Below are 18614 nucleotides of genomic sequence, written 5' to 3' on the forward strand. Positions count from 1 at the left end.
CGTGCCCTCACGGACGCTACTCCGCCGCCCGTCAGCGGCAAGGGCTCCGAACGGTCTGAGCAGGCAGCCCGGCGTCCTGCTTCTCCGCCGAACCCGCCGGCGAAGCGGCGGAGCCGCGGGTCACCGCGTCCAGGTCAGCAGCAGCGCGAAGATGGTGAGATCGGCGGCGACGTGCGCCACGTACGGCGCGAGCAGGCCGCCCGCGCGGCGCCGGAGCACGCCGAGCATCACCGCGTAGATCGCCGCCAGGCCGACGCCGACGGCCCCGCTCGGGAAGCCGCTCAGGTGGAGGAGCCCGAAGGCGGCCGCCTGGACGAGCACCGCGGTCCAGCCGGAGGTCGTCACGGCGTCCAGCGAGCCGAGGAACACCAGGCGGAACACCGCCTCCTCGAGGAGCGCGTTGAAGAGCGCGAACCCCAGGCCGCCGAGGAGCAACAGCGGCAGCGAGACGGGCGGGAGCAGGGCCCGCATCTGGGACAGATCGGGCCGCATCAGCCGGACCCAGAGCACGAGCGCGAGCGCGGAGACGAGGACGACCGCCGCGATCCAGCCGAGGACCGCGGGCCCGAACGCCCCGCGCCGCAGCGGCGGCATCGACGACCGCAGCGCCGGCACGGCGCGCGCGAGCAGCGCGAGCACGACGAGCGGCGCGGCCAGGGAGAGCGGCCAGGGCGCGACGAGCCCCACCGCCGCGGGCGCGAGCGTGAGCACCGCCAGGAGAGGCGCGTATAGCGCCGCCCGGTCCGGCGCGCGCGCCACGGCGAGCAGGGAGGCGAGCGCGACGCCGAAGCAGGCGAGGCCGAGGGCGCGATCCTCCGCGGCAGACGGGTACGCGGCGTAGGCGAGCGTCGCGGCAGAGACAGCGCAGAGCCCCGGCCAGCCAAGGCGGAGCGCCCCCACCCGCCCGGCGGCCTCGCCGACTGGCGTGGCGCCGGCCGGCGCCGCGCCAGACGGCTCGATCTGCCCCATCTGACCGAGCCGCTCCGAAAGTTGAGCTTTCACTCGGATATAGTCGAGCTTTTGCTCAGGTTGTCAAGTACGCTCGGCGCATGGCCACGAAGCGCAAGAAGCCGCCGTCGACCGCGCCCCGCCGGGTGCCGCTGCAGGCGAGGAGCCAGCGGCGCAAGGAGCGGATCCTCGACGCGACGGCGGCGCTGCTCGCGTCGCGCGGGCTCGACGCGGTCACCACGAACGCCATCGCGGCGCGGGCGCGGACGTCCATCGGCTCGGTCTACGAGTTCTTCCCGAACAAGGAGGCCGTGCTCCACGCCCTGACGGGGCGTTACCTGGAGCGGCTGCGGGCGCGGACCGAGGCGGCGCTCGCGGAGGCGCCGCCGGGCTCTTGGCGAGAGCTCACCGAGCGCTGGATCGACGCGCTCGCGGCGTTCTACCGGACGGAGCCCGGCTACCGGGAGCTATGGTTCGGTGTGCAGCTGTCCGGCGCGCTGCTCTCGACGGCCGCGGCGTGGGGGGACGAGTTCTCGGAGCGCGTCGAGGCGATCCTCTTGCCGCTGACGCCCGCGCTCGCGCCCGCCGAGCGGCGGGTCGTCGCGCAGAGCGCGCTGTATATGGCATCGACGCTGCTCGCCCTCGCCGCACAGCCGGACGAGCAGCAGGGCGCGCTCTACGTCGAGGAGGCGAAGAAAGCGGTCTGTCGCTACCTCGCGCCGTACATCGAGCCGGCGGGCCGGCCAGGGGAGAGCGCGTGACGCGCCGGCGCGATGTCGCGCGCGGCCAGGCGCCCCCCGCACCGGAGCGCTGGCGTCAGGCCGCCGACGCCTGCGGCTTTGCGCTGGCCGCGTGGCGGTTCGCCGGCCGCTCCAGCCCAAGGTTCTCCCGCAGCGTGCGCCCCTCGTACTCCGTTCGGAACAACCCCCGCCGCCGCAGCTCCGGGATCACCAGCTCGATGAAATCGTCCAGCCCGCCCGGGAGCCACGGCGGCATCACGTTGAACCCGTCGGCGCCGCCCTGCGTGAACCACGCCTCCAGCTGATCCGCGATCTGCTCCACCGAGCCCACGATCGTCCAGTGCCCGCGCGCTCCAGCCACCCAGAGGTAGAGCTCCCGGATGGACAAGTTGCGCTTGCGCGCGATGTCGAACATCAGCGCTTGCCGGCTCTTGTTGTTGTTGGTCTCGGGCAGCTCGGGGAGCGGCCCGTCCACCGGATACGCGGACAGATCGACCCCGCCCGACAGGCCCGAGAGCAGCGATAGACCGACCTCCGGCAAGATGAGGTCCTGCAGCTGCTGGTACTTCGCCCTGGCCTCCGACTCCGTCCTTGCGACCACGGGGAACACCCCCGGCATGATCTTCAGCTGGTCAGGGTGCCGCCCGTACTTGGCCATCCGGCCTTTGACGTCGGCGTAGAAGGCCTGCGCGTCTTCCAGCGTCTGCTGCGCGGTGAAGATCACCTCGGCGGTCTCGGCCGCGAGCTCCCTGCCCGCCTCCGACGATCCCGCCTGCACGATCACCGGGTGTCCCTGGGGCGGGCGCGGGATGTTGAGCGGCCCTCGAACGGAGAAGAACTTCCCCTTGTGATCGAGCGTGTGCAGCTTCGCCGGATCGTAGTAAGCCCCGGACGCCTTGTCGCGGAGGAAGGCGTCGTCCTCCCAGCTGTCCCAGAGGCCGGTGACCACATCGACGAACTCGCGCGCCCGGACGTAGCGCTGCGCGTGGTCGGGGTGGGCGTCGAGCCCGAAGTTCCCCGCCGCCTCGCCCCCGCCGGTGGTGACCACGTTCCAGCCTGCCCGCCCCTGGCTGATATGGTCCAGCGAGGCGAACTTGCGGGCCAGCAGGTAAGGCTCCTCGTACGTGGTGGACGCGGTGGCGATGAAGCCGATGCGCTCGGTGACGACCGCGAGCGCGGAGAACAAGGTGACCGGCTCGAAGCTGGCCCCATAAGCGGTGCGGCCCTGCGCTCCGGGCCGGTTCTGCAAGGCGAGCCCGTCGGCCAGAAACACGGCGTCGAACCTGGCCCGCTCCGCCGCCTGCGCAATGCGCTTGTAATGCGCGAAGTTGATGCCTCCGTCCGCCTGCGCCTGCGGGTGCCGCCAGGCCGCCACGTGGTGGCCTGCGCCGGGCAAAAAGGCGCCCAAACGGATCTTCCGCTGATTGTCGCTCATGGGGTGTCCTCGGTCTCGGTCCTTCACGTGCGCGCGGGCAGGTCGCCGCGCGACCGCCGCACGCGCTCACCACGCGCTCACCACGCGCTCGCCACGCGCAGAGCGCAAGCGCCGTGCCCGGCGCCGGAGCCACGGGCGCAGCGGCGGAGATCGAAGCGCCGCCCCTGCCCTGCCCCCGCGACGTGCTGCGAGGGCAGCAACGGATCACCAGCGCTGCGGAAGCCTTGCTGTCAGGGAAGCACCCGTCCGCGGCAGCTCACCGGTCCATGGACGGATGAGCGCGCAGGCGCGATCGTTCCGCTCAGTGATGCGGCCACGGGAACGGTCCGTGCGGTCCCCGCCGCGGAACGCTCTCCGGGTCGGCCGGGTCGCTGCCGGCGTCCCGCTCGTCGCCGTCGAAGAAGCCATCGCCGTCGCGGTCGACGCCGATGCGCTCGCCCGACCCGGGCGGCACGCAGGTATAGGTCAGCTCGCTCCCGCCTCTCGTGGCCAGCCAGCGGAGCTCGCCGTCCCACCGCCGCGGCGCGCGCTCGCGGTCGGCGTCGAAACGGCCATTGCCGACGTACACAAAGCCCAGCTCGTCCCCATGGGACCAGCCCTTGACCACGAGATCGCAGTCGCCGGCGTCGGCGCGCGCCACGAGCAGATCGACGCGCGGGCCGGCCACCGCCGCGTTCGACGGCGTGAGCGTGATCTGCTGGCCCACGATGGGCTTCAGGTTCGACTCCAGCGCCAGCATGTACTCCGCCACCTGGCGCTTCAGGAGCTCGCCCTCGGGGTCGACGGGGAAGCCGCCGGGGTTCTCCGGCGTCTGGACGAAATCGGAGAACGCGTTGAAGCGGACGAGCGTATCGACGGCGCCGTCGTGGAGGAAGCCAAAGCCGCGGACCTGGTCGCCCATGTGCTCGTTGGAGCCGCCGAACGGGAACACGAACGACTCCGCCATGCCGAACATCCCGACCTTCTGGTACTGATTGCGCAGGTGCGGGACCTTGAAGAGCTGGGTCTCGTTGGCGTTGGCCGATCCGCCGTCGCTGCCGAAGAAGCCCGGCGCGAAGTCGTCGGGGTTGGCGTCGGGATCGACGGCGTGGCACCCGATGCACGAGGCGCCGAGGATGCTCGACACGGGCCCCCCGAAGAAGTCGCGCCCCGCGATCTGATCGGGCGTGAGCGAGTCGTCGAGCGCGCGGATCGGGTTGGGTGGATACGTGACCTGGAGGATGAAGTCCGTGAAATCATCCATCTCCTCCTCCGGGATCGTCTCGTCCCGCCCGAGCAGATCGACGAACGCCACGCTGAATTTCTTGAACGCCGCCCGCTCATCGAACACCCCGCTGTCCGGCTGGGACGTGGGCGCGTCATGGCCGCCCGTGCGGTCGCCGCGCCAGTGCATCGGCCCGTGGTTCGCCATGCCGCGCAGGCTCTGGGTCGTCATCGGCCCCTTCATCGGGTGCAAGCTCGTATCCTGGCCGAAGAGATCGGTGCAGAACGGTCCCGGGTTCTCCACCGCGGTGCCGTCCGGGTTCCCGAGGTCCCACGAGAGGCTGTCGAAGTCGCCGAAGATATGGCAGCTCGCGCAGGACGAGTCGCCGTGGCTCGAGCTCCGCGACGCGTCATAGAGGACGCGGCGCCCCCGGACGACGCTCGGAGGCTCCGGGTTGTGCATCGGCACGTGCGCGACCTCGCGGCGGGTCCGGGTGTCGATGACCGAGATCGCGTTGTCGAAGCGCGCGAGCACGTAGAGCCGATGCCTGTCTTCATCGAGGACGAGGCCGGTCGGCCCGCCTCCAGGGACGCGGATCTGGTCCGCGGCGCTGGGCACGAACGTGTCGTTCTCTAGCTTCGCTGTGTCGAAGACGCCGATCTTGTCCGAGCCGAGCGCCGCGACATACAGGGTCGCTCCGTTGCGCGTCACGGCCATCTGCGTCGGTTGCGCCAGGCTCTTCTCGCTCTCGTCGTTCGGCACCGGCGCGCAGCAGCTGCTGTAATCGATGTGCTTGTTGAGGTGCCTCGGGGCGACGCCGCCCGGACCGAGCACGGTGATCCTGCTCTCGTGCAGGTGGCCGCGCACGCTGTGGCCGGCGAAGATGCCCGGCCCCTCGAAGCGCTCCTCGTTCCGGGCGTCGGTGTTGGACACATAGACCTTCCCGTTCACCGGGTTCACGACCATGTTGAACAGGACGGTCCCCACGCCCGTGAAGAAGCCGCCTGGCCCGTCCACCTGGCGCGGCGGGTTGGCGAGCGCGTCGATGATGAAGACGTCCTTGTCGGGCAGCGAGAGGCGCACCGCGTCGTCCCAGGGGCGTCCCAGCTCGTCGACCCAGTGGGACCCGTCGAACTTGAGAATGAGCCCGACCTCCGGCCGGGGGACTCCCTCGAAGTTGGTGTCGGGCCCGGGCAGTCCGCCCGCGGCCTCGCCGCCGTTCGGCACGAGGCTCTCGTCGATGACGGTCGTGCGGTTGCCCGAGTGGAAGGCGGCGGCGTAGACCCGGCTGCCGTCCGGCGTCACCGCGAGCGCGCGCGGCGTATCGCTGAAGAGCGTCACGATGGAGAGCGGCGTCCCGCCGAGCGACGTCCCGGGCCGCCTCGCGTCGAACACCCAGACGTCCGCGCGCCCTATGCCGGGCGTCAAGAGCTGCGGATCGAAGGGGGCGTTCTGCCCGCGGTGGGCCGTGGTGATGAAGGCCCGCGAGCGCTGCGGCCCGGCGAACACGATGTCGCGCGGCTCATCGCCCACGAGCAGCGTGCGGACGACGCGCGCTTTGGCGGGGTCTCGAACGTCGACAACGCTGACGCTATCGGACAGGTGGTTCACCACCCAGACTTCATCGTCGCCCCGGGCAGCCACGGCGACCGGCTCGAGCCCCACGGGCACAGACGCCTTGAGCTGCAGACGATGCGCTTCGACGCGGAAGATCTCCAGCCGGTTGTCGGGCGTGTTCACCGCGAAGAGCAGCTTGCCGTTCGCCGACAGGGCCAGGGGGCGGACCTGGCCCGATTCGAATGTCGTGAACGGCGTGGCGGCCGCCGCGGGGAGAGCGGCGGCGAGGGACATGGCCGTAGCACCTACGCTGACAGCCAGGAAACGGTGCAGACAGCATGATGGCAGCATGCTTTCAAGCTATGTAAAATAAATACGATTAACAACAAAAAAGCGGACGAGCGGCCGCGTCGTCACGGCCGACCGGCTGGCGGTGTTCTGGGCTACGTGGTCGCACAGAGCGACTGTCATGAGTTCGATTCTCCGTGTGCCGCATAACCCGCACGGCCCCGCAGGCGCGCTGGCATTACGGCGTCAGCGGACCTGTCGCAGCGCGTAGTCGATGCCGCTCCGGAGCGTCCCCCGGGTGACCACGGTGCTGAGATCGATCTCGAGCGAGACGAGCGTTTGCGCCAGCTCGGGGCGCAGGCCGGTGATCACCGTCGTCGCGCCGAGCAGCCGGAGCGCCGCCGCCGTGCCCATCAGCGTGGTCGCGACCGCGGAGTCGATGAGCCTCACGCCCGTGACATCGATGATCACGACGTCCGTCCGGTTCGTGTGCACGCAGTCCAGCGCCGCTTCGAGCGCCTGCTGCGCCCGGCTGGCGTCGATCGTCCCGATCAGCGGCATGACCATGATCCGCTCGGTGATCGGAATGAGCGGCGTGGAGAGCTCCGCCAGCCGCTCCTTCTGCGCCCGGATGATCTCCTCCTGCAGCGCCGCGCGCGCCAGCTCCGCGCGCTCGCGCTCGGTGAGCTCCAGCGTCAGCCGCTCGTTCGTCCTGCGGAGCTCCTCGGTCTGGCGCGCCACCTCGGTCTCCAGCTGCTCGTTCGACCCGCGGAGGGCGGCTTGAGCCTGCGTGAGCTCCGAAAGGGCCCGCTCGAGCTCAGCCGTCCGCGCCGCCACGCGCCGCTCCAGCTCGTGCGTGAGCTCCTGCAGCGCCGCCTCGGCGGCGACGCGCTCCTCGACCTGCGCCGCGAGGCTCTTCATCAGCTGCCTGAGCTTCGTTTGCACCCGGACGCGCGCGAGCAGCTCCTCGCTCTGGAACGGCTTCAGGAGGAACTCCACGGCGCCGAGGTTCAGCCCCTTCACCTTGTCCGCGTTCATCTCCGTGCTCGCCGTCATGAAGATGACAGGGATGTCGCTCGTGACCGGATCCGTCTTGAGCCGCCGGCACGTCTCGAAGCCGTCGATCCCTTCCATCTTCACGTCCAGCAAGATGAGATCCGGCGCCACTTCCTTCGCGAGCTGGATGGCTCGCAGGCCGTTCGTCGCGGCCGCGATCTCGAACCCCCAGCCCGAGAGGTTGTCGCGGAGCAACCTCAGGTTTCGCGGCTCGTCGTCGACGATCAGGACCGTTCCGGTATCACTCACGTTCGTCACACTGCCCTCTCCAGCGGATGACCTCACTCGTCGCGCCAGCGACGCTGCATGAGGATGACTGCGCTCACAACAGATCTCAACCCGACGCCCTCATCGGGCGCCGCCGTCGATACGCCCGCCGACGAGCTCTTCTATCGACTCCAGCCGGAAGTCCTCGGAGAGCTCGCGCAGGTGCCTGGCGAAAGGCGCGAGCCGAGGGTCGCCCAGCTCGAGCTTGTCCGCGTATTTCTGGATGTGATTGACGAGCCCCTTGCGCGCGAGATCGCGCAAGGCCTTGAGGTCCTCGTCCGGGGGCAGGACGACATCGCGGATGCTGGTCACACCCGAGCTGGGGCTCGGCTCCGCCTCCTCGCCGGCGCCGTCCTGCCGCTCGTAGATCCACTCCAGCTTGAGGTGTCGCTGCAGCTTCGCGAGCAGCTCATCCATCTGCAGCGGCTTGGCCAGGAAATCGTCCGCGCCCGCTTCCAGGCTCTTGTCCTGGTCGGTGATGAACGCGCTGGCGGAGGACGCGATGATGACCGTCCCTGCGAGCTCCGGCGCCTTTCGTATGCGGCGCATCATCTCCCAGCCGTCGAGCACGGGCATCGCGAGATCGGTGATGACCAGATCGAACCTCTCGCTCGCCGTCCTGTCCAGGCCCTCCTGGCCGTCGTTCGCCTCCGCCAGCTCGAACCCGAGGGTCGCGAGCATGCTGATGACCACGGCGCGGTTCTCCGGCTTGTCGTCCACCACGAGGAGCCTCCGCCGCGAGCCCTTGTAGCCGACGATCTGCCCCTGCTCCGTGCGCCTCACGGTGTCCGTCCAGTCGGGCGCCTCGGCGAGCGTCAGGTCCATCCAGAAGACGCTGCCCTTCCCGAGCTCGCTCCTGACCTGGATGGAGCTGCCCATCAGCGTGACGATGCGCTGGCTGATCGCCAGCCCGAGCCCGGTGCCCTCGCGGTGGCGACTCTTGTCTCCGACCTGCTTGAAGGGCAGGAATATCTGGTCCAGGTGTTCGGCGCCGATGCCAGTCCCCGTGTCCTCGATCTCGAAGCGTATCCTGTGCGTCTTGGTCCGCGATGCGGGGCTCGCGCCGTCCTCCGGGAGGTCCTTGCGCGCGCCCTGTGACCCGCCGGGCACCTCGACGACCGTGAAGGTGACGCTGCCGTTCTCGGTGAACTTGATGGCGTTGCCGAGCAGATTGAGCAGGATCTGACGCAGGCGCCGCTGGTCGACGCGCACCCCCTCGGGCAGCGCGGGGCCGGGCTTGAACACGAACGCGATCCCCTTCTGCTCCGCGCGGATCCGGCAGATCTCGGCCGTCGCGTTCAAGAACGACGGGAAATGGAAATCGTTGGGGTGAATCTCCATCGTCCGCGACTCGATCTTCGCCAGATCGAGGACGTCGTTGATGAGGGTCAACAGATGAGAGCCGGACTCGGCGATGACCTCGACGCCGCGCAGCTCCTGCGCGCCCAGGCTCCTCGAGCGCCTCAGGATCTGGGCGTACCCGAGGATGCCGTTGAGCGGTGTCCGCAGCTCGTGGCTCATGTTGGCGAGGAAGTCGCTCTTCGCCCTGTTGGCCGCGTCCGCGGCGACCGTGGCCTCCTTGAGCTCGGCGGTGCGCTGCTCGACGCGCTGCTCGAGCTCCTCGTTCGTCTTCGCCAGGGCGGCGAACGTCTCGCGGAGCTGCTGGGCCATGCCGTTCAGCGCGTCGCCGATGTGCACGAACTCCCGGGTGCCTGACGCCTCGAAGCGCTGATCGAGATCACCGCCCCGGATCCGCTCGGCCGCGGTGACGAGCTGCCGCACGGACGGCAAGGTCACGCGCATGATCACGAGCACGGGCAGCGCCACGAGCGCCAGGATCGAGAATGCCGCGATCAGCCAGTAGTCCCAGTACAGCCCCTTCACCGACGAGAGCAGCGCCGCGCGAGGGACGTCGGTGAGCAGGTACCAGTCCGGCGCCGCGATGCGCGCCGCCACGATCACGCGCTGATCCGTGCGGCCGACCACGCGCGCCGCCGCGGCGTCGTCGCGCTTCGCCGCCTCGAACGCGCGCTTGAGATCGTCGTCGCCGATGGACTCGACCGTCAGCGTGCCTTTGCTCCCGTGGATCTTGTCCTGGTTCACGCTCGAGACGAGCACCGTCCCATCGCCCCTCACGAGGGCGTGCTCCGTCCCCGGATACAGCGAGAGCTCCCGGAAGCTGTCCATCACCGCGTTGACGGTGACATCGTGCCCGGCGCTCCCCTCGAACACCCCGTCGCGGAAGAACGGCACAACGACGCTCACCATCCACTCGCGCGCCCCCGGGTCGTAGCTCGTCGGCGTCCAGCGCGGCTTTCCTTCCGGGTTGTTCGCCGGGAGCACGAGCGTCGTCCACTCCGAGTTGACGAAATCGACGGTCGTGTCGACCTGATCGATGTAGCTCGTGTAGCTGGGCCAGTACATCACGAGCCCGTTCCGCCTGGGGATGAGCCAGGTGTTGATGGGCTCCCCCGGCGCCCCCGCCGAGTACAGCTCGGTCATGCGCTTCAGCTGCAGGAGAAAGACCTTCTCCCGGTCGTCGAGCGGGTACCCCGCGGGCAGCCAGACGACGGCGTCCCGCCTGGGCTCGAAGCCCGCGTTGCGCGACACCATGCCGCCGTCGCGCGACGGCCCGACGAGCGCGTCGAACTTCTGCGGGGTCTCTCCCTCGACCTCATGCAATGCCGAGGTGAGCATGCGGCCGTACCGCGCGACGCTCGCCTCCGCCTGGATCAGCCGGTCGTTCATGCGGCGGGTCCACTCGTCATGGGTCCGCGCGAGGACGCCCAGCTCGTTCTTCAGGATCGCGCCCTCGATGGCCCACGCCGCGATCCACAGCCCCGGCCCCACGAAGACGAGCAGCGCGACGGCCAGCGGCCCCGCGACCCAGAAGGACAGACTCGGCGCGGTGCGAGAGCGTTGCCCGCTCCGCTCCCCCCGTTCATTCATGCGGTCATCGTACACGACTACAGGACCGCGCCACTTTGGAAGGTCAATGTCCCGAACAGAAAATAGGGACACACGGTAGGATCATGCGTGCCTCACGAGGACTGCGCCGCCACCTCGACGCAGGATGACTGACATGCTCGCGGAGCGAGGGATCGATTGGCGCACAGCGTGCGCCGGTGAGCTCATGCACCTTGGCGCTCCGGCGCTGGCCGCGGCGCGGGGGCTACTCCCAGCGGAAGAGCTTGAGGGCGAGCGCGAAGGTCGCGACGCCCCAGACGGCGAGCAGCGCGAGCTCGGGCGCGATCGCGGCGAGCGGCGCCCCCTCGAGCATCACGCCGCGGAGCGCGTCGTTCAGGGCGGTGAGGGGCAAGGCCTGGACGAAAGGCTGGATCGCGTCGGGGAAGCGATCGGCCGAGAAGAAGACGCCGGAGCAGATCCACATCGGGAACGTGACGAGGTTGCCAAGGCCCGAGATGCCCTCGAGGGTCCGCGGCCGCGCCGCGATGAGCAGGCCGACCCCGACGAACGACAGCGCGCCGACCACGGCGACCAGCGCGAGCGCCGCGAGCGAGCCGGCGATCGGCACGCCGAGCACGAGGACCGCGAACAGGAGCAGGGCCACGACCTCGAGCGCCAGGAACACGAGCCGCGCGCCGAGGTGCGAGGCGAGGAGCTGCCACCGCGGCATGGGCGACGCGACGAACAGCTTCAGGAGCTTGCCCATGCGCTGCTGCACGATCGCAAACCCGATCCCCCAGATCCCGGTCAACATCACGTTCATGCCGAGCAACCCGGGCACAAGGAAATCGACGTAGCGGGAGCCCCTCTCGGCCTCGGTCACCTCGAGCGCGGCCGGGCGGAAGGCGTCGGCGCGCCCCGCGGCGCGCTGGAGCGCCTGGTCCACCTCGAGCCGGGCGAGGCGGCTCTCCGGCCGCGCCGGATCGAACCAGTACGTGGGCGGATCGGTGGCGAGCACGACGAGCGCGACCTTGCCCGTCCGGAGCTCCTGCTGCGCCTGCGCCCGCGGGACCACCCGCGGGATGACCTGCCCCGACGCCTCGAGCGCCGCGCGCCGCGGCTCGGCCCCGGCGCCCTCCTCGACGCTCACCCGCACGGGCTCCGCGGGCTCTGCCCTGAACGCGACGGCCAGCGCCGACGAGAGCAGGATCGGGAACACGAACATCCAGAAGATCGCCTCGGGCTCGCGCAGGAACTCGGCCACCCGCGCCCGGATGAGGAGCGCGAGCGACGAGGCGCGCAGGGAGCGGAGCCGCCGCGCCATCACGCGGCCTCGTCGTCCGCGAGCGTCCGCCCGGCGAGCGCCATGAACACGTCCTCCAGGCTCGCGTGGTGCGTCGCGAGCCGCTTCGGCGCGGCCCCGCGCGCCGCGCAGAGCGCGAGCAGCGGCGGGAGCACGCGCGCGACGTCGCGCACCGTCAGCCGGAGCGCCCCCTGCGCGGAGCGCACGGCCTCCACGCCCGGCAGCCCCGTGAGCTCCTCCTCGGCGATCTCCGCGTCCACCTCGACCTCCACGACGTGCTCGGCGCCGAGCGAGGCGACGAGCGCCGCCGGCGTGCCGAGCGCGAGCAGCCGCCCGCGATCGACGATCCCCACGCGGTCGCAGAGGCGCGCGGCCTCCTCCATGTAGTGCGTGGTCAGGAGGATCGTGCGGCCGCGGGCCTTCAGATCCTCGACGATGGCCCATATCTGACGGCGCGACGCGGGGTCGAGGCCGGTGCTCGGCTCGTCGAGGAACAGCACCTCCGGATCGCCCGCGAGCGCGCAGGCGAGCGACAGCCGCTGCTTCTGCCCGCCCGACAGCGTGCGCACGAACGCGCTCGACTTTTCCTGCAGGGCCACGCAGCGCAGCGCCTGCTCCGGCTCGATGCCGCGCGGGTAGAAGCTGCGGAACAGCGCGATCACCTCGCCGACCCGGAGCTTGTCCGGGAAGCGCGTCTCCTGGAGCTGGATGCCGAGCCGGGCGCGCAGCGCGATGCCGTCCCCCACCCAGCGCTCGCCCAGCACCTCGACCTCGCCGGCGTCGGGGCGGGTCAGCCCCTCGAGGATCTCCACCGTGGTCGTCTTGCCCGCGCCGTTCGGGCCGAGCAGGCCGAAACACTCGCCGCGCTGCACCTCGAGGTCGAGCCCGTTCACGGCCACGACGTCCCCATAACGCTTGACCAGGCCGCGACAGACCAGGGCGGGAGAGGCAGACACGGCACGTCTGTATCGCAGAGGACGGCAGAAAGGAACCGGGACACTTCAATCCAGCGCGGCCTTCGGCGCGGCCCATCACGGCCTTCGGCGCGACACGCGTGCAGGGCGGAGGCGCCCTCGGATCGCCCGCAGCAGATGAAGCGCACCTCCACGCGCCCACAGGAGCGCCGGAAAATTCGACAGACGACGCGACGTATCGCCTCTCCGGAGAATCGAATCTACCAGACACCTGCGGCGAGCGCGTCGAGCGCGGCCCTGCAAGGAACCATCCGGTCCGAGATCGTGGCTGGCCGGTCTGCAATCTCAGAGCGACGGAGTGGGGGGGCGCGTGGTGAGCGATGAAGAGGGAGTGGTGCCCGTGCACTGCGGCGAGGTCATCGCAGACCGCTACCGGGTCGAGCGGCCTCTCGGCATCGGCGGGATGGGGGCGGTCGTCGCGGCGCGGCACCTGTCGCTGGGCGAGCTGGTGGCCGTCAAATTCATGCGGCCGGAGCACTGCGGCAACGCGGCGCTGCTGAGGCGGTTCCAGCGCGAGGCGCGCGGGATGTTCCGGATGAAGACGGAGCACGTGCCGCGGATCTACGACCTGGGCGCGCTCGCCCCGAGGCCGGGGATGGCGCTGCCGGTGCCGTACATCGTGATGGAGCACCTGTCGGGCAACGATCTCCGCTCGATCCTGGAGCGCCGCGGGCGGCTGCCGGTCGACGAGGCGGCGGAGTACGTCCGTCAGGCCTGCGTCGCCCTGACGGAGGCGCACGCGCTCGGGATGGTGCACCGGGACCTCAAGCCCGCGAACCTGTTCCTGACGTACCGGACCGACGGCACGCCGCTCCTCAAGGTGCTCGACTTCGGCGTCGCGAAGTTCATGAGCGCGAAGCCGGAGCACGACGGGCTCGAGATGACGACGGCGCGGTCGGTCATGGGGTCCCGCCGCTACATGGCGCCGGAGCAGATGCTGACGCCCAAGGACATCGATCTGCGCGCGGATCTGTGGGCGCTCGGGGTCGTGCTCTACCAGCTCGTGAGCGGCACGCTGCCGTTCGGCGCGGAGACGCTGGAGCAGTTCGTGCTGGTCGTGTCGGAGAAGGCGCCCCGGCCGCTCCGGAGCGCGTGCGCCGATCTGCCCGAGGGGTTCGAGGAGATCGTGATGCGCTGCCTCGAGAAGGACCGGACGCGCCGCCCGGCCTCGGCCCGCGAGCTCGCCGCCGCGCTCGCGCCGTTCGCGATGCGCGGAGCGCCCGACGCGACGCTGCCCACGGGGGTGCACCGGAGCCAACCGACGTTCACGTGGCTGGACGACGGGCCGCCCACGACCGCCGCGCGGCCGCCCGCGACCGCCGCTCGGCCGGCCGCGGCCTCCGTTCGGCCGCCCACGACGGCCTCCGGGCCGGCCGAGACGAGGCGCGAGGGCCGCCGCCCCAGGCGAACCTGGCTGGCGGCCACGGCCGGCGCGGTCTCCGCGAGCGCCACGCTGGCCGCGATCCTCGTGTCGCCCGGATGGCCGCGGGCAGCGGGATTGACCTGGGCCGACGGCGCCGGCGCCCAGCACCTCGCGCAGGTGCCGCAGGGGCTCGCCGCGGAGCCGAAGGGGAACGCTGTGGCAGCCCGGTCGTTCCAGGGGCCCGATGATGCGGCCGAAGGTGCGCTGCACGACGGCGACGGCGCTGCCAGCGCGTGCGACGCGCCCCAGGCGGACGCCAGAGGCGCGCGCCCGGCCGCGCGCAGCGGAGCCGGCGCCGTCCTGTCCACGGGGGCCGCGCCGCCCGCGCGGGCGAACGTGGGGGGTCCGCAGCGCGCGCCGGCGCGCCGGGTGCACGCGTCCGGGTCCTCAGCGGCGCCCGCCGCGGGCGCCGCGGTGCGGACGGCGGCGGATGCGCCGGCGCCCGCCCGGGGCGCGGCGGCAGGCGCGCCGTCCCTCGCGGCGACGCCCGGCGGCGGCGCTGAAGCCGCGACGCCGGCGGGCGCGCCGGACAGCCCGTGGTGATCGCCATGCCCCGAGGAGCCCTGCCGAAGATCCCGTGCTGCTCGCGCCCGCGCGGGCTCGCTTCTGCCCTCGCGGCCCTGTCGCTGTCGCTCGCGCCGGCGAGCGGCCAGGCCGGCGAGCCCGGTCCGGCGCAGCCCCCCCTGGAGCAGCCCAGACCCGACCCGGGACCGCCGGGCGGCCACAAGGAGCAGGTGCTCGCGCTCTACCAGGCCGCGACGCGCCTGCTCGAGGCGGGCCGCATCGCCGAGGCGTGTGCCATGCTCGAGCAGGGCCGGACGCTCGATCCGACCGCCCTCAACCTCCTCCTGCGGCTCGGCGAGTGCCTCGCGCGCACAGGCAGGACCGCGGGCGCCTGGAACGTCTTCAGCGAGACCGCGGCCATCGCGAAGAGCGCGGGAGACCCCCGCGCCGCGCGCGCGGCCGCGCTCGCGGCCGCGCTCGAGCCGCGGCTCTCGCGGATGGCGATCGCCGTGCCCCCCGGGAGCGCCGCGCCGGGGCTCGAGATCCGCCGCAACGGCGTGCTGCTCCTGCCTTCCCAGTGGGGACAGCCGCTCCCGGTCGACCCGGGGACGCACACGATCGAGGCGCAGGCGCCCGGCAGGAAGCGCTGGTCGGTCGAGCACGTCGTCCCGCCCGACGGCGCGGGCGTCGTCATCGACGTGCCCCTCCTCCTGGCGCAAGAGCCGCCCCCGCGCGCGCTCGCCGCCGCGCCGAAAGGCCAGACGACGCAGGCGCCTCCCGTCCTGCCGATCGACGACCGCGTAGCCGGCGCCGGCGCAGGGCGCGCGCAGCGCGTGATCGCGCTCGCGACCGGCGGCGCCGGCCTCGTCGGGCTCGGCCTTGGCGCCGTGTTCGGCGCCGAGGCGATCGCCCGCAGGGACGCCTCGAACCGCGGCCACTGCGACGCGCGGAGCCGCTGCGACGCCGTCGGGGTCTCGCTGCGCGAGGACGCGCAGGAGGCCGGCACCGCCTCGACGATCGCGTTCTCGACCGGCACCGCCGCGCTGCTCGCGGCCGGCCTGCTCCTCTGGACGGCCCCGCCCAGCGCCGCCGGCCCGCTCTCGCGCCGCGCCACGGCCGCGGCCGCCGCCGGCCCCGGCGGGTTCTCCCTCGTCGTGGGCGGGAGTTACTGACGTGGGCGCGCGCGGCTCGGCCGAGCTCGGCCTGCGGTTCACCCTCGTGGCGCTCGGCTGCGCCGGCTGCAACGCGCTGCTCGGGCTCGAGGACGGCATCCTCGTGGAGGACGGCTGCCCGCCGCTCTCGACCATCGCCTGCTACAGCGGGCCGCCGTCGACCGAGGGGGTCGGCGCCTGCCAGACCGGCCTCATGCGGTGCGACGCCGCCGGCGACAGCTACGGCCCCTGCGAGGGCGAGGTGACGCCTGCGCCGGAGCGCTGCGGCAACGCGGCCGACGACGACTGCGACGGCGCGATCGACGAGGCGGACGGCGACGGCGGCCGGCCCGAGGATCCCGCGGCCGACGGCGGCAGCGCCGTCTGCGCCTGCGCCCCCGGGACCGTCGAGCCGTGCCCGTACGGAGGACCGCCGGGCACCGTGGGCGTCGGCGCGTGCCGCGCCGGACGGCGGACGTGCGGGCTCGACAGCCGGTGGGGCGCCTGCGCCGGCGAGGTCACGCCGCGGGTCGAGGACTGCAGCACGCCGGCCGACGAGGACTGCAACGGCGGATGGGACTGCGGCGCGGTGCTCCCCGGCGGACCGCTCGACGCCCTCCTCGGCGGCGCGGGCCAGGAGCGGGCGCGCGCGCTCGCGGCGGGCCCCGGGGGCTCCGCGATCCTGGGCGGCGAGTTCGCGGGCTCCCTCGATCTCGGCGCGGGGCAGCTCTCGACGAGCGCCGAGCAGGACGTCTTCGTCGCGTGGCTCGATCCGGACGGCACCGTGGCGTGGGTGCGCCAGCTCGTCACCGAGGGGCGAGGCTCGCTCCAGGCGCTCGCGGTGGACACCGAGGGCAATGTCGCGATCACGGGCGAGCTCGTGGGGAAGATGGACGACCTGGGGCTCACGGCCGACGCGCCGCTGGGGTTCGTGATCAAGCTGGACGACTGGGGCGAGCCACAGTGGAGCGCGGTGCTCCTCGGCAGGCCGCAGGACATCGCGGTCTCGGCGCGGGGCGAGTTCGTGGTCGTCTCGACGCTGATGGATCCCGGCGGGACGGACGTGGCGGTGGCCAAGCTCGACACGTCGGGCGAGCTGCTCTGGAGGCGGGAGTTCCGCGGCGCGGGGAACCAGGAGCCGACCGGTGTGGCGGTGGACCCGCGCGGGGAAGTGGTCATGACAGGGACCTTCGAAGGCGAGCTCCAGCTCGGCGACGACGCGCCCCGGCTCCTGTCCAGGGGGATGAGCGACGTGTTCCTGGCCAAGCTCGACGAGGGCGGCGAGCACATCGCGTCGCTGGCCTTCGGAGACGGCCGCCAGCAGCGCGGCGGCGACATCGAGATCGGGCCGGACGGCGAGATCGCGCTGAGCGGGACCTTCGACGGGATCCTCGATCTGGGCGGCGGCGAGCTGTTCTCGGAGGGGATGTCGGCGTTCGTGGCCGAGCTCGGGCCTGCGCGAGAGCACCGCTTCAGCCGGGCTTACCCCGCGGAGCGTCCGCCGCGCCTCGCGCTCGAGGCGGACGGCGGGCTCGTCCTGGCGGGCGACGTCGATGGCCCGACCCACCTCGGCGGGGGGCCGCTCGACGGCGGCGGCAACGACATCGTCGTGGCGCGGTTCGACGCCAGGGGGCGCCACGTCTGGAGCAAGCGGCTCGGCCCGGGCGCCGGGAGCAGCGGCGGGCGCCGGTCCGCGGCGGGGGTCGCGTCGTTCGTGGACCGCGGCCACGTCCTGCTCGCCGGGACCGTGGAGGGCAGCGTGGACCTCGACGGCGCCACGGCGGAGGCGTCCTGGTCCGACATCCTGGTGGTGAGGCTCTCGCCGTAGGGCGCCGGCGATCCCTGGCAGGTTCGCGTCCGGCAGGACCGCTCATCGCAGGGGGCTGCTCGACGCGCGCGCCCCCGAGGGTCGCCGGCAGGACGGTACGGGACAAAACAGGACAGGCGATCTCGTCGAGATCGCCTGTCCCGCCCGGCCGGCTCGGATCACCTCAGGATCGATGGCGCACGACGCCGGCCCATCGCCCGAGAGCCATCACTGGCAGGTGCCGAGGCACTCGAGGTACGGGAGGCACGTCGCATCGTCTTCGCAGGCGGCCGCGGCGGCCTCGATGCAAGCATCGTCATCGGCGAGGCCATTCAGGCACTCCAGGCAGTCGGGGTTGTTCGCCTCCGTGTTGATGCTGCCGTCATCGTTGCAGACGTCGCTCGTGGCGTCGGTGGTATCGCACACGCTGGCGCACGTGGCGTCAGCCGCGCAACCGCACTGCTGGAACCCGTGAATCCCGAGGGCATCCAGCCCTTCCGCGTACGTCTCATCACAGCAGTCCAAGCACTCGTCCTCGGTCCCGGCGTCGGAGCACTCCTCGGCCCCGCCCGTGCCCGAGCCGCCCTCGCCCGTGCCGCCTGATCCGCCCTCGCCCGTGGAGGTCGACGACGTGGTGGTCGTCGAGCCCGAGCCGCCAGAGCCGCCGTCGCCGCTCGTGTCGCCATCACCGCTCTTGACCGTACAGGCCGCCATCATACCCACGCTGATCAGGATCGCTGCGAAACCAAAAGCTTTCATGAATCCACCTCCAGACGAGTAGGGTCGCGCCGCGCGGCTCGTAACTCGGCACTACACGTCGAGCGACGTCGCCGGACCACGCTTCCTGTGCACTTCAACGCCACCGTCGGCGCCGGGCGCTGTTCCTACACCAGAATTTTACGTGATGGTATCTGCTTCGTGCCTACAGCTGCGCCTCTGCGCCCCAAGCGGTCGCGCGAGGAGCACGCATGTCTCTGCACAATGTGCGCGCAATCCGCCGGGACAGATCGGTTGTCAGCAGTTTTATGCAACAGGAGCAGACCCTAGCAC

At 71.8% G+C, this 18614-nt stretch carries 12 protein-coding genes; 4 read left to right on the forward strand and 8 right to left on the reverse strand.

Annotated elements, in window-relative coordinates; all coding sequences use genetic code 11:
• Positions 1–120: 120 nt before the first annotated feature.
• Positions 121–1002 (reverse strand): CPBP family intramembrane glutamic endopeptidase, encoded by an 882-nt coding sequence (locus WME95_RS31050; RefSeq protein ID WP_437902964.1) that lies wholly within the window; start codon positions 1000–1002, stop codon positions 121–123.
• A gap of 47 nt (positions 1003–1049) precedes the next feature.
• Between WME95_RS31050 and WME95_RS31055 the strand changes: the two genes are divergently transcribed.
• Entirely contained in the window at positions 1050–1709 is a 660-nt protein-coding gene (locus tag WME95_RS31055; RefSeq protein ID WP_437902965.1) for a TetR/AcrR family transcriptional regulator, read from the forward strand.
• A 55-nt stretch (positions 1710–1764) separates the two neighbouring features.
• Here WME95_RS31055 and WME95_RS31060 read toward each other — a convergent pair whose 3' ends face one another.
• The 6 genes from WME95_RS31060 to WME95_RS31085 all read right to left on the reverse strand — a co-directional run bounded on the left by WME95_RS31060 (position 1765) and on the right by WME95_RS31085 (position 12661).
• Positions 1765–3123, reverse strand: a complete 1359-nt coding sequence (locus WME95_RS31060; protein WP_437902966.1) for an LLM class flavin-dependent oxidoreductase — start codon at positions 3121–3123, stop codon at positions 1765–1767.
• A gap of 301 nt (positions 3124–3424) precedes the next feature.
• Positions 3425–6178 (reverse strand): beta-propeller fold lactonase family protein, encoded by a 2754-nt coding sequence (locus WME95_RS31065; protein ID WP_437902967.1) that lies wholly within the window; start codon positions 6176–6178, stop codon positions 3425–3427.
• Positions 6179–6418: 240 nt separating this feature from the next.
• Complete coding sequence (locus WME95_RS31070) at positions 6419–7477, reverse strand: response regulator (RefSeq protein WP_437902968.1); 1059 nt, start codon at positions 7475–7477, stop codon at positions 6419–6421.
• A gap of 99 nt (positions 7478–7576) precedes the next feature.
• Positions 7577–10444: a response regulator gene (locus WME95_RS31075; RefSeq protein WP_437902969.1), complete on the reverse strand. Its 2868-nt coding sequence runs from the start codon at positions 10442–10444 to the stop codon at positions 7577–7579.
• Between the two features lie 223 nt (positions 10445–10667).
• Positions 10668–11726, reverse strand: a complete 1059-nt coding sequence (locus WME95_RS31080) for an ABC transporter permease (protein WP_437902970.1) — start codon at positions 11724–11726, stop codon at positions 10668–10670.
• Entirely contained in the window at positions 11726–12661 is a 936-nt protein-coding gene (locus WME95_RS31085) for an ATP-binding cassette domain-containing protein (protein ID WP_437902971.1), read from the reverse strand. Before WME95_RS31085 ends, WME95_RS31080 begins: the two co-directional genes overlap by 1 nt.
• Positions 12662–13013: 352 nt before the next feature.
• Here WME95_RS31085 and WME95_RS31090 point away from each other — a divergent pair, with 352 nt between their 5' ends.
• From WME95_RS31090 to WME95_RS31100, 3 genes are read left to right on the forward strand one after another with little or no spacing between them, the layout of a single operon-like run.
• Positions 13014–14645 (forward strand): protein kinase domain-containing protein, encoded by a 1632-nt coding sequence (locus tag WME95_RS31090; RefSeq protein WP_437902972.1) that lies wholly within the window; start codon positions 13014–13016, stop codon positions 14643–14645.
• Positions 14646–14650: 5 nt separating this feature from the next.
• On the forward strand, positions 14651–15778 hold the full coding sequence (locus WME95_RS31095; protein ID WP_437902973.1) for a tetratricopeptide repeat protein: 1128 nt from the start codon (positions 14651–14653) through the stop codon (positions 15776–15778).
• A gap of 1 nt (position 15779) precedes the next feature.
• Positions 15780–17585: a hypothetical protein gene (locus WME95_RS31100; RefSeq protein WP_437902974.1), complete on the forward strand. Its 1806-nt coding sequence runs from the start codon at positions 15780–15782 to the stop codon at positions 17583–17585.
• Positions 17586–17792: 207 nt separating this feature from the next.
• Here the strand turns inward: WME95_RS31100 and WME95_RS31105 are convergent, their stop codons facing one another.
• Positions 17793–18323, reverse strand: a complete 531-nt coding sequence (locus tag WME95_RS31105; protein WP_437902975.1) for a hypothetical protein — start codon at positions 18321–18323, stop codon at positions 17793–17795.
• Between the last annotated feature and the right edge of the window lie 291 nt (positions 18324–18614).

Source organism: Sorangium sp. So ce327, from assembly GCF_051530205.1.
In the GTDB taxonomy this organism is placed as follows: Bacteria; Myxococcota_A; Polyangia; order Polyangiales; family Polyangiaceae; genus Sorangium; species Sorangium cellulosum_B.

Coding starts and splice junctions, on each gene's coding strand:
- WME95_RS31055 (WP_437902965.1), top strand. CDS start 1,050: ATGGCCACGAAGCGCAAGAAGCCGCCGTCGACCGCGCCCCGCCGGGTG.
- WME95_RS31060 (WP_437902966.1), bottom strand. CDS start 3,123: ATGAGCGACAATCAGCGGAAGATCCGTTTGGGCGCCTTTTTGCCCGGC.
- WME95_RS31065 (WP_437902967.1), bottom strand. CDS start 6,178: ATGTCCCTCGCCGCCGCTCTCCCCGCGGCGGCCGCCACGCCGTTCACG.
- WME95_RS31075 (WP_437902969.1), bottom strand. CDS start 10,444: ATGAATGAACGGGGGGAGCGGAGCGGGCAACGCTCTCGCACCGCGCCG.
- WME95_RS31080 (WP_437902970.1), bottom strand. CDS start 11,726: ATGGCGCGGCGGCTCCGCTCCCTGCGCGCCTCGTCGCTCGCGCTCCTC.
- WME95_RS31095 (WP_437902973.1), top strand. CDS start 14,651: ATGCCCCGAGGAGCCCTGCCGAAGATCCCGTGCTGCTCGCGCCCGCGC.
- WME95_RS31105 (WP_437902975.1), bottom strand. CDS start 18,323: ATGAAAGCTTTTGGTTTCGCAGCGATCCTGATCAGCGTGGGTATGATG.